This is a genomic window from Burkholderia sp. Bmkn7 (assembly GCF_041103175.1).
Lineage (GTDB): Bacteria > Pseudomonadota > Gammaproteobacteria > Burkholderiales > Burkholderiaceae > Burkholderia > Burkholderia cepacia.
The window spans coordinates 214,363-228,478 of the sequence record NZ_JBGCUH010000001.1 but is presented as its reverse complement, the minus strand read 5'-3'; the positions used below and the strand labels follow the sequence as shown (position 1 = coordinate 228,478).

General features: G+C 63.1%; 12 protein-coding genes and 1 pseudogene. 6 read left to right on the top strand and 7 right to left on the bottom strand.

The features are described from left to right. Positions 1 to 793: 793 nt before the first annotated feature. From AB3K92_RS01005 to AB3K92_RS00995, 3 genes and pseudogenes are all read left to right on the top strand, one after another. A pseudogene (locus AB3K92_RS01005) lies at positions 794 to 1,054 on the top strand (aldehyde dehydrogenase family protein); the annotation flags it as partial. 10 nt (positions 1,055 to 1,064) lie between these two features. After that, entirely contained in the window at positions 1,065 to 2,012 is a 948-nt protein-coding gene (locus AB3K92_RS01000; RefSeq protein ID WP_301853910.1) for a ketopantoate reductase family protein, read from the top strand. Positions 2,013 to 2,771: 759 nt separating this feature from the next. Next, a complete protein-coding gene (locus AB3K92_RS00995) occupies positions 2,772 to 3,740 on the top strand; it encodes an AraC family transcriptional regulator (RefSeq protein WP_081079483.1) in 969 nt (322 codons plus the stop codon). Here the strand turns inward: AB3K92_RS00995 and AB3K92_RS00990 are convergent. The 4 genes from AB3K92_RS00990 to AB3K92_RS00975 all read right to left on the bottom strand — a co-directional run bounded on the left by AB3K92_RS00990 (position 3,722) and on the right by AB3K92_RS00975 (position 8,148). After that, entirely contained in the window at positions 3,722 to 4,768 is a 1,047-nt protein-coding gene (locus tag AB3K92_RS00990; protein ID WP_063802666.1) for a carbon-nitrogen hydrolase family protein, read from the bottom strand. The two genes, AB3K92_RS00995 and AB3K92_RS00990, sit on opposite strands and share 19 nt — an antisense overlap. A gap of 35 nt (positions 4,769 to 4,803) precedes the next feature. Next, positions 4,804 to 5,862: a porin gene (locus AB3K92_RS00985; protein ID WP_063802665.1), complete on the bottom strand. Its 1,059-nt coding sequence runs from the start codon at positions 5,860 to 5,862 to the stop codon at positions 4,804 to 4,806. 19 nt (positions 5,863 to 5,881) lie between these two features. Next, positions 5,882 to 7,141 carry an MFS transporter gene (locus tag AB3K92_RS00980; RefSeq protein WP_059489390.1) on the bottom strand — a complete coding sequence of 420 codons (1,260 nt, stop codon included), beginning with the start codon at positions 7,139 to 7,141 and terminating at the stop codon, positions 5,882 to 5,884. A gap of 626 nt (positions 7,142 to 7,767) precedes the next feature. After that, the gene (locus AB3K92_RS00975) at positions 7,768 to 8,148 is read right to left on the bottom strand and encodes a helix-turn-helix domain-containing protein (RefSeq protein ID WP_034196196.1); all 381 of its coding nucleotides are present in this window, start codon (positions 8,146 to 8,148) and stop codon (positions 7,768 to 7,770) included. A gap of 81 nt (positions 8,149 to 8,229) precedes the next feature. On the opposite strand from AB3K92_RS00975, the gene AB3K92_RS00970 reads away from it, so the two are divergent. Next, the gene (locus AB3K92_RS00970) at positions 8,230 to 8,856 is read left to right on the top strand and encodes an NADPH-dependent F420 reductase (RefSeq protein WP_301853909.1); all 627 of its coding nucleotides are present in this window, start codon (positions 8,230 to 8,232) and stop codon (positions 8,854 to 8,856) included. A 224-nt stretch (positions 8,857 to 9,080) separates the two neighbouring features. Here AB3K92_RS00970 and AB3K92_RS00965 read toward each other — a convergent pair whose 3' ends face one another. Continuing rightward, positions 9,081 to 9,965: a LysR family transcriptional regulator gene (locus tag AB3K92_RS00965; protein WP_124842629.1), complete on the bottom strand. Its 885-nt coding sequence runs from the start codon at positions 9,963 to 9,965 to the stop codon at positions 9,081 to 9,083. A 106-nt stretch (positions 9,966 to 10,071) separates the two neighbouring features. Between AB3K92_RS00965 and AB3K92_RS00960 the strand changes: the two genes are divergently transcribed. Beyond that, complete coding sequence (locus AB3K92_RS00960) at positions 10,072 to 10,680, top strand: short chain dehydrogenase (protein ID WP_301853908.1); 609 nt, start codon at positions 10,072 to 10,074, stop codon at positions 10,678 to 10,680. Here the strand turns inward: AB3K92_RS00960 and AB3K92_RS00955 are convergent. Further along, complete coding sequence (locus tag AB3K92_RS00955; RefSeq protein WP_301853907.1) at positions 10,674 to 12,080, bottom strand: MFS transporter; 1,407 nt, start codon at positions 12,078 to 12,080, stop codon at positions 10,674 to 10,676. The genes AB3K92_RS00960 and AB3K92_RS00955 overlap by 7 nt on opposite strands. A gap of 96 nt (positions 12,081 to 12,176) precedes the next feature. Here AB3K92_RS00955 and AB3K92_RS00950 point away from each other — a divergent pair, with 96 nt between their 5' ends. Beyond that, positions 12,177 to 13,049, top strand: coding sequence for a LysR family transcriptional regulator (locus tag AB3K92_RS00950; RefSeq protein ID WP_301853905.1), 873 nt, complete (start codon positions 12,177 to 12,179; stop codon positions 13,047 to 13,049). Between the two features lie 121 nt (positions 13,050 to 13,170). Here AB3K92_RS00950 and AB3K92_RS00945 read toward each other — a convergent pair whose 3' ends face one another. Next, a complete protein-coding gene (locus AB3K92_RS00945) occupies positions 13,171 to 14,094 on the bottom strand; it encodes a LysR family transcriptional regulator (protein WP_301853903.1) in 924 nt (307 codons plus the stop codon). Positions 14,095 to 14,116 lie beyond the last annotated feature (22 nt).

Genomic DNA, 14,116 nt, shown 5'->3' with positions numbered 1-14,116 from the left:
CGCTGACGTCCGCGGTTCGTAACGTGGTGTCCGCTTCATTTCGGCCATAACCCGCCGCTCAGCGAGCGCGGAAACTTGCCGTTGGAATGGCTGCAGCGGCCCGCAAGCGTTCCACGATGCCCGCTCAAGTCGTACGCGTGATGACGAACAACGACTCGACCACACGAGCTGGCCCGATTCAGCACGTGGATGCCGGCCGACCGCGATGAAGTCGTGCGATGGGTCACCGTTGACATTAGCGAGGTTCGGCCGTCAGTTGCAGCAACTGTTCGAGCAGTTTGACGGTGGGGCTCGACAATAAACAGTGCCGACGCCGAAATGCGGTCAGCGTACGCCGCCCGACGCCCGCCGGCGATTCGAGCGTATCAAATCGTTCGGCAAGCGGAGGCCGTTTGCGACGAATACCTGCCGCATGTGCTCGAATGGCGCGGTACCGCGAGGCGGAATCTCGCACGCTGTTGATCCAGCGTATCGGTCAGCGTGATCCCCTGCTTTCCCCGCAACGAGTGATCGAGCGTCGCCAACACGTAGCTGGGTTGCGTGACGTGCAAGGTCTAGGCCGCGCGTCCGAGACGGCAGACTGAGGCGATCGTGATGAAAGCGTGAAACTGCTGAAGATTGAAAGTCATGCCTGACGGTAATGCCTTTTGGCGAAATCGGCAATTCCGGATTCTGCCGGATGTTTAGATAATGCGTTCACCAGAACCGTACTGAACAATAGGAGACTCCAATGGCGCACAGCGTTCCGCCACAAAGCCATCAAGCCGGCAATGCGCAGGGCATGACAGTACGCGATGCGGTGATCGCTTGCGCAAACGACAACCGCTACGGTCTCACGGCGGCCGTGTTTAGTCGGGACAGCGCACGCGCGATGAAAGTTGGCCGGCGCGTCGAATCCGGAATCTGCCGTATCAATGGGCCGGTGGTACACGACGGAGCTCAAATGCCGTTCGGCGGCGCCAACGACAGCAGCTTCGGGCGATTCAGCGGCCGCGCGGAATTTACCGACTTGCGGTGGATCGCCCTGCAGCCCCCCCGCCACTATCCGTTCTGAGGAGCATGCCATGCAGATCGCCATTCTGGGTGCCGGTGCGATGGGTTCGTTCTTTGGCGGCCGCCTCGCGCTGGCAGGTCATTCCGTCAGCCTGCTCGATATCGACGAGGCTCATCTTGCCTCGATTCGCGCCCACGGCCTGCGGCTGTCGACCGATTCGGGCGAGCAAGTTGTGCGCAATCTCGTCGCGCTGAGGCCGGAGGAGGCCAGCAAGCCCGTCGACCTCGTCATCGTTTTCACGAAGACGATGCATACGACCGCCGCACTCGCTGCCGCAAGCGCCGTACTCGGCTCTGACACCGTCATCCTGTCTTTGCAGAACGGCCTGGGGAACGCCGAACGGCTCGCCCGATCCGTATCGTCCGACCGGGTCATGGTCGGCGTGACCACGTGGCCAGCCGACAAGTCGGAGTCTGGGGCCGTCCGCTCGCATGGCCAGGGCACGATTCGACTGATGAACGCGAACGGCGCGCATACGAGCGCGCTCGAACAGACCGTGCAAGCCTTGAACGACGCCGGCCTCTCGTGCCATGTCGATTCCGACGTCTGGGCCGCGATTTGGGAGAAGGTTGCATTTAACGCCGCCCTCAACAGCCTGTGTGCCGTGACGCAATGCATGGTCGGCGAGTTGACAAATACCCCTGACGGCGAAGAATTGGCGCTGAAGATCGTTTCGGAGGTGATGGCCGTCGCCCGTGCGCTCGGTATTTCGGCAACTGAAGAGCACGTGGTGTCGAACGTGCGCGATGCGCTCGCCCATCATCGTACGCATCGGCCATCGATGCTGCAGGACGTGCTGGCCGGGCGGCGTACCGAGATTGAAGCAATCAATGGCGCCGTAGTCGAGGCTGCTCGCAAGGTCGGTGTAGAAGTGCCGTATACGAACAGCCTGGCGTGCCTCGTCAGGCTCGTCGACGCTCGTGCACGCCAGTCGGATGGAGCGACGGCTCGACATTGAAGCACATGGCGGTTGCCGCCACGCGCGCCGTCGAATTGTCCGTCGACCAATCCACGCAGCCGGCGCGGTGCGGAGCGTCACGCAACCCGCCGCGGCCATTTCAAAACACGAGGGCACGCTGCGCGCACCACAAGACAAGATGAACCCCTTCCTACCCGCGTCGTCTGACGGGCGAGCCCCATTAAGCGATCTCGGCGTTGCTCCGCGCGCTCGCGTGTGCGACGGCGGTCGCCCGCTACGGTTCGCGTGCCCCCGTGCTTCCGTGCTGCATCGGTGGCGCCGTCATCATGACTGACCCTTGGTGCGGACATGAAGCATTAGGCCGCACTCCTGATCACTGGAATCGGGCTGCACGGTCTGTTCGTCAACGCAGTCCAGTCGACGGGCGTGCGGGCAACCGGCACGGCGTCCGCGCCGGCTTTCGGCCGGCTAGGCGCAATCTCTGGCGCATTTGCCGGTGCGGCCGTGATCACCGTGACCGGGAGACCGGCTACCTGCTGATGTCTGGATCGGCGATGATGGTCGTGTTCGTCGCCCTTGCCGTCGTTCGTCAGCATATTCCTCAGGTTTAACGCGACCTTAGGCATACGCGCTTCCGGTGATCGGCACATCGGAGACGCTTATCGGAAGCGCGAACCTGTCGCATCGAAAAGAACATTGCACGCAGAGAATCGCCGGTTGACGCTGGAATTTTGCGGAACCATATTTATGCGGATGACTCATGCAGGCCCCAGCCGCCTGCCGTAGGAAGATCGAATCATGGGATCGCCAGACAACCCGAATACGAATTGTCGTGCCAACGAATCGCTCGCCCAATGGGAGCAGGCGGCGGCGCAGTGCTGCGTTCCGCTTGCCATATCGCACGAGCGGGATGCGCACTTCTCGGGAAGTATACAAAGCGCGACCATCGCCGACGTCTGCATTTCACGGATTTCGGCCGGTAGGCATGTCGCCGTGCACGATGTCCCGTCGATTTCCAGAACGGGGGGCGACTATATCCTTGTCGGTCTCCAGTTGGAGGGAGCCGGCAAACTGATTCAGGACGGGCGTTGCGCGTCGGTCGAACATCACGACCTCGTCCTGTTCGACTCGCGCAGACCGTTTCGCTGGGAACTCTCCGAGCCGTTCGAGCAGATCTGCATCCGGTTTCCGATGTCGCTGGTCGTGCACCGGATCCCGCTTCGGAACACCTTCGTCGCGCATGCGATTTCCGGCGCGGAGGGTCTGGGCATGCTCGTGGCCCAACACCTCATCACCCTGTGCGCCGAACGCGACCGGCTCGCCCGTTCCCCGAGCGCGCCGCAAATTTCCGCGTCAGCCGCCGATCTGGTCGGCGGGCTGCTGGCGGAGTGGATGCAGGTTCGCCCCGGCCCCCGCACCAATCTTCATTCAATGCACTTGCAACAGTTGCGTCAGTTCATTTCGAACAATCTTCGCAACCCCGATCTAAATGCCGATTTGGCCGCAGCAGCGCTCGGCATGTCGGCACGCTACCTGCATCGCCTCGTTCAGCAGGATGAAACCACCATCGGCCGCATGATCCTCGTCGCGCGACTGGAGCGCTGTGCACAGTGGCTCTCGCTGAAATGCTACGCAAATTGCTCGATCGAGCAGATCGCGGGAACCTGGGGGTTTGCAAGCGCGGCGCATTTCAGTCGGGCCTTTCGTGCCCATTACATGAGAACGCCGCGCGAATACCGGCTAATTCATCAGTCGATGCCTTCCTGAGCGTCGTCGGTGCCGCTCCATGCGTCATCTCGCGCCGGCACCAGCAGCCTCCGCGACACATCGTTTTCGCCGGCATGCTCCACGCACCGCCGCGGTTGCTTGTCGAACCAGAGTTTCAGCACGTCGGGGCGGGCATAGTGTCCGACCGGATCCGCCGAGGCCTTCGCGAGCGAGATGCGCCCGAGATCGATGTCGACGTACAGCAACCCTTCAGCCGTCTCCGGCAGTTTCTCCACGAGCGCCTTCCCGTCCGGCCCGTACGCCGTGGCATGCCCGCCGCCGGCGCGGATCATCGCACGCTTGTCCGCCGTATCGCACAACATGTCGACCATCTTTTCGCTGATCACCGCACACGGCGCGAGCACGAAGCACGAGCCTTCAACGGCATATACGCGGCTGACCGCGTTGTTCACCTCATGACCGAGTGCGGGCGCGAATTCATACATGGAGAAACTCGGCCACGCCGCGACGTGCACCTGTTCGTGCTGCGCGTACATCGCGTACTTGGTCAGCGGCTGAATGTGCTCCCAGCAACACAATGCGCCGAGGCGTCCGATGTCGAGATCGTGCACGGCCAGGTCGCTGCCGTCGCCGTCGCCGAATACGGTGCGCTCGATATGCGTTGGCCGCAGCTTGCGACGCGCGGCGACAGTCGCGCCGTCCGGGCCGATGATCCACTGCGCGATATAGAGACTGCCACCGCAGCGCTCCGACAGACCCAATACCACGGTCATCTTGTTGCGTGCCGCAGCTGCCCGCAGGACATCGGCCTGCGGACTGTCATACGTCATCGAATGATCGAAATAGCGCTGGACGAAACCGGAGCCAAGCGCCCATGCGGGCGGTCCGAGCCACACGTGGAACGGATAGCCGGGCAGCCAGGTTTCCGGAAATGCAATCAGCGCGGCTCCGTTCCGTCCGGCTTCATCGATCAACGCGACCGTTTTTTCGATCCCGCTGTCGAGGTTCAGGAATTCGGGCGCGGCCTGGACGACGGCCGCGACGTACTTCGGATGTTCTAGTGCCATTTGAGTACCTGTGATTGAATTGATCACCGCTTCGGCTAGAACCGGTGTTGAATGCCGACCGACGCGGCCAGCGTATTGCCGTCCGGGATTCGGGTGAGATCGCCGTTTGCGGCGACGCCCGTTCCCATGCCGCCGTGATTGTTGACGAGCGCGACCTGTGCGTAGAGCGACGTCCTCCTCGACAATGAATACATCGCTCCGCCCGAATACATCAGCGAATGACTGCCGCTTGCCGATCTGTCCTTCGAGTAATACACGCCGCAGTCCAGGAGAATCGAAGCGGACGGATTCCACGAGAGCCCGCCCGCGTAGGTCATATAGTTCGGGTTGCCAGGCACTTCGTTATTGCGCAGACGAATGGCGAACGCATAACCCGTCACCGATTCGAACGAATACGACGCACCGAGCGTTGCGCCGTCGATGGCTGTCTGGCCCGTCGCCGTGTCTTTCGCCTGGTAGTACGCCGCGTCGGCGGAAAATGGTCCGGCCGCGTAAGTCAGCGACCCGGAGAGCCGCCGCCCCTTTACGCCGCTACCCGCGATTCCGCCCGGTGCGTACTGGACGCTGCCGGTGAAACCTGCGAATGTTGGGGATGTATACACGAGCGAGTTGGAATCGAAAATCCCGTTGATGCCGACCTTGCCGAGATACTCCGTGAACGCGCTCGCGAAATTGGACATGGCGCGCGGGTCGCGACCGTCGATCGCCAGAAGGAACGGCGAAAATTGCAGACCGGCCTTGATGTCGCCGAAACCGCCCGTTGCCTGGACGTATGCATGGCGGCCGAAGATACCGCCGTTGGAATTGCCGAATTGCCCTGTCGTCGTCGAGAACCCGTCCTCAAGCGCGAACCCGATCTTGGTCCCGCCGCCGATATCCTCCTGTCCTTTCAGCCCCCAGATCGACGGCGCCCACCCACCATCGAGTGCGCCTTTCAAAGCGCCGGAGTTTCCGGAAGTCTTGGATTGATAGACGAGGCCGGTATCGACGATGCCATACAACGTGACACTCGATTGCCCAAGTGCATGAGTGGATACGCCGCCAAGGGCTGCCATCGCCAGCAAGGCGGCTGACGGACGATGAAGCTTTTTCATTTGACGATCTCCGATGGAATCAGTTTTTCTGTGCGCCCAGGCGTTCATGCGTAATGGCATGGTCTCGCTTTCCCGGTGCCGTTTCCCGCAGCAGAAAGGCGAGCAGAAAGCCGGCACCGAGCGCCGCGGAGGCAAAGAGGATCGTCAATTGAAGGCCCATATGCTGGGCAATGAACCCTGCAATGGCCGGGGCGACACCACCGCCGAAGATCTCGCCGGCGCCTATGACGGCGCCCACTGCGGACGAGGTCAGGGACGAAGGCACGGCCTCGGCGGCAACTGGCCCCCCCATCAGCGAGATTGCGCCGCAGCAGAAAAATGCGATCGCAAACAGGAGTACGAACAACACTGTCGGAATAGTCGGCGCATAGGCGAAGGCGAGCAGGGACGCACAACCGCAAAGGAAGGTGATCTTCGCGGCATTCCTGCGCCCGATGGAGTCGGATATGCCGCACACGAAGATCTGGCCTGCAAATCCGCCAAACCCGAGGCCCGACATCACGAAGCCCATCTGGGCCGTCGACATGTGACGAAAGTCGGTCAGATACACGGGGGTGATGGCCGCGAGAACGAACAGTCCGGCCATTGCACAGAAAATGGCGCCCATGCCGACGCGTACGTTGCCGTACCGAAGCACCGAACCCCAGCTCTCCCGGCGCGGCGCGTGTTTTGGCGACTCCGTCGGGGCGATATGAACTGGCTCGCGAATCGTTCGATAGATCAGGAATGCGAGCAGAAGCCCTGGTGCTGCGACGATGGCAAAAACGAGGCGCCACGACGGAACGACCGACAGCAGTTGCGTGGCGATGATCGGCCCGAGGCCGAGCCCGAAAAGTGCGAAGCATCCCTGAATGATACCGAGGTTCAGGCCGCGGCGGCCCGGAGGCGATGCGTCGTCTCCGGCCGCGAAGCTCGCCGGACAGTACGCGCCTTCGGTGACGCCCATCAGTACACGCGTCAGCATGAGCACGCCGACACCGCCGACGAGGCCCGTCGACCCGGACAGCAGCGAAAACAGGACGATGGCGGGAATCAGGATCTTGCGTCGGCCGACCGTGTCGGACAGACGACCCATCAGGATCGCCGACGCGCCCCAAGCGAGGCCAAGAACGGCCGTGACGTTCCCGAGATCCTGATACGTGAGGCCAAGGTCCCGCATCATTTGCGGGAACAGTGGTGTAATGAGCCAGCGGTCAAGACCGACCAGCCCAAAGCCAAGCGCAAGCAGCGCAATCGCCCGCCGCTCATAGGTCAAATCTGATCGGATGTTCGTATTCATGGTGCAACCCCTTTGCGTCTCCCGCAGTCAGTCTTCAGCACGTACATCAACCCGTTGACCCGCTCCGGCACGTGCCACGTGTCGGAGCGGCGTCAGGGCAATCGTGCGTCGCGGAAATTTTCAGAGGTTGACTGACAGCGAACTGCTTATTGACGCGGAGTGCCGCGCGCGAAAATGAGGGTTGACGCTACAGCCTGGCGGGTGGACTGGAGGCGATAACGGGGGCGATGTTCCGGGAGCGTCCACTTCTTCAGTGAGCACATGCGGAAATCGTTGAGTTAGTCCATCGGGACACCCGTCAGGTTTTCTCATCCCTTGCGCTCGGCGAGCACGCTCAACAATCGTGTTTCCGAAGTGTTCATGGCACTGAGAAATGGCGATTGCGCCGAATGTTCGCCCCACCCGAGTTACCAGCTGTTGGCAGCACAACAACCCGATAGTCTGCAACGGGCGGTGGATTCAACCGGTCGACGCAACAACTTGATGGAATCGTTCAGCAGGTGATCGGAGAAACGTTGGAACCGGGCATTGTCACGCACCCGCGTTGTCAGCGGATTCGCGAGTGACCGCGCGAACCACGAGCACGCCAGCACATAAAAGGCTTGAACCCAACCAGCCCCCCTCCTCTACTCCGCATGCTCACGATCGAACGCACGATTACTCGCCTCGATCGTCGCGAGCGCATTCTCCGCCCACGCCTTGAGATCGATGACGAGCGGAAGCAGCGTACCGGCCAGAGAACTCAGCGCGTACTCCACACGCAGCGGCAGTTCGTCATAGACATTGCGCACCACCAGTCCGTCACGCTCCATCGCGCGCAGCGTCTGGGTCAGCATCTTCTGCGACACACCTTCCAGGCGACGCTTGATGTCGCCAAAACGCATCGGCCCATCCTTCATCGCGACCATGGCCAGCACGGTCCACTTCTGCCCGATACGCGCGAGCACCGCGCGTGACGGACAGACTTTCAGGAACGCATCGGGCGGCAACTCGATCTTCTTCGTCATGGTTACCCTCGGGTACCTAATTGATTGCAGAAACCGGAATTGAAAGAATGATGCCACTCAATCAATCGTGAGGTACATGCCATGAAGATCGCATTCCTGGGCGGTGGAAACTTTGGCGGGAATCTGGCCGAATTGCTGGTCACGGCGGGACATGATGTGGTGGTCGGCTTGCGCAATCCCGCGAGGGCGCGTCCGGGCGCCCGATATCGAGTCGTGTCGCTGGAAGAAGCTGCGGCGCATGGTGATGTTGTCGTCATCGCCGTCCTCTATCAGGCGTGCGCCGAGGTACTTCCCTCCCTTGCGCATCAGCTGGCCGGTAAGGTCGTTGTTGACGCAACGAATGCGCTGAAGGACGACTGGTCGCCACTTCCGCTGGGGGCCGACGGATCGGCAGCCGAGGCGATCGGCCACCTGCTGCCGGGCGCGTGTCTGGTGAAGTGCTTCAACACGGTGTTCGCCGACATCATGACGCCGGATCGCATCGATCGGGGCGGCCATGCCGTTACGGCATTCATCGCGGGCAACGACGTCCAGGCCAACACGACGGTCGCCGGGATCGCGGAAAGTGCGGGGTTCGCGCCCGTCGTGACCGGCCCCTTGAACAACGCCCGTTATCTCGAGGCCATGGCACACCTCAATATTCAGATCGCCGTAGGTCGGGGCGGCGGAACGAATGCCGGCTTCGTGTACCACCGCGCGCTCGCTTAGAAACCTGGGCGTTCAACCTCGACGCGGTCGCCAATGGAATCCCGGCCGCGCAGAAATGGCGCGGCGCCAGCGGGCTGGCGATCGCTTCGGCTCTCAAGTGCCACGCACTCGCGACGCGTCGCCTGCTTCCCGTTGGTTCAGTTGACACATAGACACCAGCAACGCGTCGTTTCCTGTCGACATTCGCTTCGCCACGACTCCCCGATCGCTACCTGCGTTCCACTTCAGCGCCCCGCACCATGCTCGATCAAATGCTCGACGAAACGAGTCAGCTTCGGCAATGGCCGCCGATCGTGCCGATACACGACATGAACCGGGTGCGGCGCCGGCAAGTACGCTTGCAGCACCGGCACCAGCGCGCCACTCGCCAGATCGTGCGCCACCAGAACCTCGGGCTGCAGCAACAATCCCGCGCCCGCGATGGCGGCCATGCGCAGCCCGTTCCCGTCGTCGCACGTGAAGACCGGATCCTGCGAAACCTGCGGCCCGTCCCACCCGCCGAGCTTCCACCCGTTACGGCCGTTCCACACGGAGTGAGACAGGCAGTGATGCATGCCCAGATCCTGCGGCGTCTCCGGACGTCCATGCCGCGCGAGGTAACCGGGCGATGCGCAAATCACCATGCGATACATGGTCAACGGCTTTGCGATCAGATCGACGTCACCCAGTTCGCCAATTCGAACGGCGAGATCGAAACCCTCGTCCACCAGGTCGACGACGCGATTGCTCAACGCCAACTCGATGCGCACGAGCGGATGCATCTGCTGGAATGTCGCGGCCAGCGGCGCGACGACGCATGCGCCGAAGGTAATCGGCGCGCTGATCCGCAACGTACCGGACGGCGACGCACGCAATCGCTCGACCGACGTCTCGGCGATCCGCACCTGTTCAAGCGCGCGCTTGGCGTCTTCGTAGAACACGCGCCCCGCATCCGTCAGGCTCTGCCGTCGCGTGGTGCGCTCCAGCATGCGCGCGCCGAGGCGCTCTTCAAGTTCGCGCACGTACTTGCCCACCATGACCGCCGACATGCCAAGCCGCTGCGCCGCCTCGGTGAAGTTGCCCCCTTCCACGACGGCAACGAAGGTTTCCATTGAACGCAGCTTGTCCATATTGCGAACCAGCGATTAGTAGTGTCGGAAATTAGAGCACATTTATCTCAATATTGGTTCGAAGAACAATGGCCGCTCCAACCTGAAACCGAAAAGGAGTGGTTCCATGAAGATCGTTGTAATCGGCGCCGGCGGAGACGTCGGTCGTGCCGTGGCAGATGAGCTTGCGCGTGACGGAAAACACGAAGTCATTCGCGTGGGTCGCACTTCCGGCGACCATCAGGTCGACATCACCCGTGACGAGAGCGTGAGTGCGCTGTTCGAGAAGATCGGGCAAGTCGACGCAATCGTCGCCGCCGCGGGCAATGTCATCCTTGCCCCGATCGAGAAGATGACGGCGGCCGATTTCCACCAGGGATTGCAGGACAAGCTGCTGAGCCAGGTGCGCGTCGCACTGGTGGGCCAGCACTACCTGGTCGACGGCGGGTCGATCACGCTGACCTCGGGCATCGCGGTCGATGATCCGATTGCGCAAGGCGCCCATGCCGCCGCATCGAATGCCGGGATTGAAGGATTCGTGCGCGGGGCCGCGTGCGATTTTCCGCGCGGCATCCGGATCAACGTCGTGAGCCCGACGGTGCTGACGGAATCCATGGATCGGTTCGGTCCGTTCTTTCCCGGCTGCGAGAGCGTGCCGGCGTCACGTGTGGCCATGGCCTATCGACGCAGCGTGGAAGGCGTGCATAGCGGTCGCGTCTATCGGGTCGGTCATTGACGTTGAGGGCTCGCCCCGCGAGCCGGAATTCCTCGCGCCCCTGCCTGCCCAAGATTCCGCCACGCCATCACCGCACCGGCCACCAGCAACAGAACCGAAACGATCAACGCCCGCGCCATCCCGTGAACGAACGTCGCGCCGTCTGCCGCCCGAACGAAGAAACCAAACAGCGCGACGCCCAACATGCCGCCCACCTGCCGGGCCGTATTCAACAACCCGGACGCCACCCCTGACTGCGCGGCGCTCACCGCCGCGAGCGCCGCATCCGTGATCGTCGGTATCGTCAGCGCGATGCCGCTGCCTGCCAGCAGCATCGGTATCGCGAGCAGCGCGTTGGAGTGCACGGCGATCGCCGGCCACATCGCGAGATACCCGACCGCGGATATCGACAGGCCGGCCGTCGCCAGCGTGCGCGCACCGAACCTGCCGGTGAGTCTGCCGGAAGCGATGCTCATGATCATCAGCACGCCCATCATCGGCAGAAACGCGCCCCCCGTACGCACGGGCGTCATATGCCACACCGACTGAAAAAGCAGGCTCAACGTAAACACGATCCCGTAGAAGACCAGATTCGCGATCGCGCCGATCACGATCGAACTGCGGACGATCCGGTCATGCCACAACGCAGATGGCAGCATCGCGTCCGGGTTGCGCGCTTCCAGCCGGATGAACGCGATACCCAACCCGACGCACATTGCGAATGCGCCCATGATGACCGGGCTGCGCCACCCCAGTGCACTGATCTCGGTCGACGCGAACGTGAGCACGGCCAGCGCCATCGCACCGGTCAGTTGTCCGGGAAGATCCAGGCGCCTGCCGCGCTGCGCTTTCGTGTCTGGTGCAAACCGCCATGTCATCCAGATACCGGCCAGGCCGATCGGCACGTTGACCAGGAAAATGCTGCGCCAACCCACGGTAGCGATGAGCAACCCGCCGGCCAACGGCCCTGCGGCCAGCGCGATGCCGCCGCCGGCGCCCCACCAGCCGATCGCCCGGCTGCGCGCCGCCGCGTCGTCGAATGCGACGCGCAGCACGGCCAGCGAGTTCGGCACCAGCAGCGAGGCGCCGATCCCCTGAACGAGCCGCCAGGCGATCAACGTTTCCATCGAATGCGCGATGCCGCAGCCGATCGACGAGAGCGTGAATATCGCGTAGCCGGCAATGAACACGCGCTTTGCGCCCAGCCGGTCGCCGAGGGCGCCGGCCATCAGCAGGGTTGCCGCGAACACGAGCGCGTACGCATTGACGACCCATTGCAGGTCCGTGACCGCTGCGCCAAAGGCCGTCCGCAATGCATCGAGCGCAACGTTGACGACGCTGACGTCGATCAGGACGACAGCGAATCCGAGGCACGCGGCCGTTTGAACCAGCCGCGCGTGATGTCTGGATGAGGTGTGCATCGGCAATCCTTCGCATGGGGAGGATTGGAGCGTAGAGGATCGCCTTCTGTGCGAATATTCCGCAAAACAGCACAGCAACCTGGAGAAAATGCACCGATGTTCGACTGGGAAAACCTGCGCTACTTCGTTGCCGTCGCACAAACGGGGAGTCTTTCGGCAGCCGCCAGGCGCTTGAATGTCGACCACGCGACCGTCAGCCGCCGCTTGGGCGCACTCGAAGCGGAACCGAAGATCCGCGTGATCGACCGGTTGCCGCGCGCGTGCCGGCCGACCGCCGCCGGCCGGCAGATACTCGAGCTCGCCGAGAAAATGGAGGCGCATGCGTTTGCGATCGAGCGCCTCGCGCTCACGGAACACCTGCCGATGCACGGCACCGTGACGATCAGCGTGCCGCCCGTACTCGCAAACAATTTCTTCGCGAATCATCTGCATGAATTCGCGCAATTGCATCCGGGCATTCGGCTGTCGATGGCCAGCCAGGCGCAACGCGTGTCGCTCGCTCGTCGTGAAGCCGATATCGCCGTGCGCCTGTTTCGCCCCGAGGAACCGCAAAACGTGACACGCAAGCTGGGCGAGATGGCGTTCGGGCTCTATGCGAGCCGCGACTATGCGCACGCGTCGTCGCCCGACGATTGGGCCTTCATCTGCTACGACGCGCAATTCGCGGAAATGCCGCATCAGAAGTGGCTCGAGTCGATCGCGCGAGGCCGCCGTATCGCGTGCGAGGTGAGCGACATCACGACACAGCAGGTGGCGGCACGTACAGGCATCGGCGTGGCCGGGCTGCCGGTGTTCATGGGCGACGGCGATCCCGGGTTGCAACGCCTGCCGTTCGACGGGGAACCGTATGCCCGTGATCTCTGGCTGGTCGTACATGCCGACCTCAGACATGCGCCGACGATTCGCGCGGCAATCGACTTCATCGTGGACGTGACGGGCAGGACGTTCGCGCCGGACGCCCGACAGTAGCGACTGCGACCACGGTCTCCCGATCGCGCTGGCCGAGCCGGCCGTCAGCGTGCCGCTTCAACGTCGGAAGCAACCGGTCCCGCTCATCGTCAACCGCCCGTCCCCGGCATCCGCGTGCCGATCAGGCCACCGCCCTCAACCACGCAAGCACATCCGCCTGCGCACGGCCTGCCACCACCGGCTCCGGCGTCAACAGGCAGTAGTGCGAATCATCCTCGACGAACCCCATCGGCGCGACCAGCACACCGCTTTCGATATCGTCGCGAACGAGATGCCACGGGCCGATGGCGACACCCAGCCCCGCAACCGCCGCCTGCAGGCTGAAGTAGAAATGGTCGAACACCTGCCCGCGCCCGCGCACGGCCGGCTGATGCGCGGCAACCGCCCATTCCTTCCACGCGTCCGGCCGTGTCCGCGCGTGCAACTGCGGAACGTCCGTCTTCAACGAGCGACCACCGCGACGAGCGGAAAACCATGCATCGACCTTGTCCGGCCGGCACACCGGCCCCACCCGCTCCGCGAACAGTCGCTCCGCGTGGTAACCCGCCGGCCACGCAAAGTCGTTGCGTCGAATCGCCATGTCGATGCCGCTGTCGAATGAAAACGGGCCACCCGCGGCCGCCAGGTGAACGTCGACGCCCGCATGTCGCGCCTGAAAATCCGGCCAGCGCGGAATCAGCCAGCGCATCAGCAGCGTCGGCTCGCACGACAGGACCCAGCGCCGCGCCCGGGCGGCCTCGGTGCGCAATTCCTGCGCGGCGTGACGCATCAGCCCCAGACCGTCGTGAACCGCCTGCGCCAGCTTGCGGCCCGCGTCGGTCAGGAACACGCGCCGGCTGCGCCGCTGGAACAGCGCCACGCCCAGGTCGTCCTCGAGCAGCCGCACCGCGCGGCTGACCGCGCCGTGGGTCAGGCACAGCTCGTCGGCGGCACGGCTGAAATTTTCGTGACGTGCCGCCGCCTCGAAGCAACGCAGCGCCATCAGCGAAGGCAGGTTCGCGCGCATCGGTTGTGAATCCAACTCACCATTCTGGTCAGAAATCATCGCTATTCCGGATGAAACATGA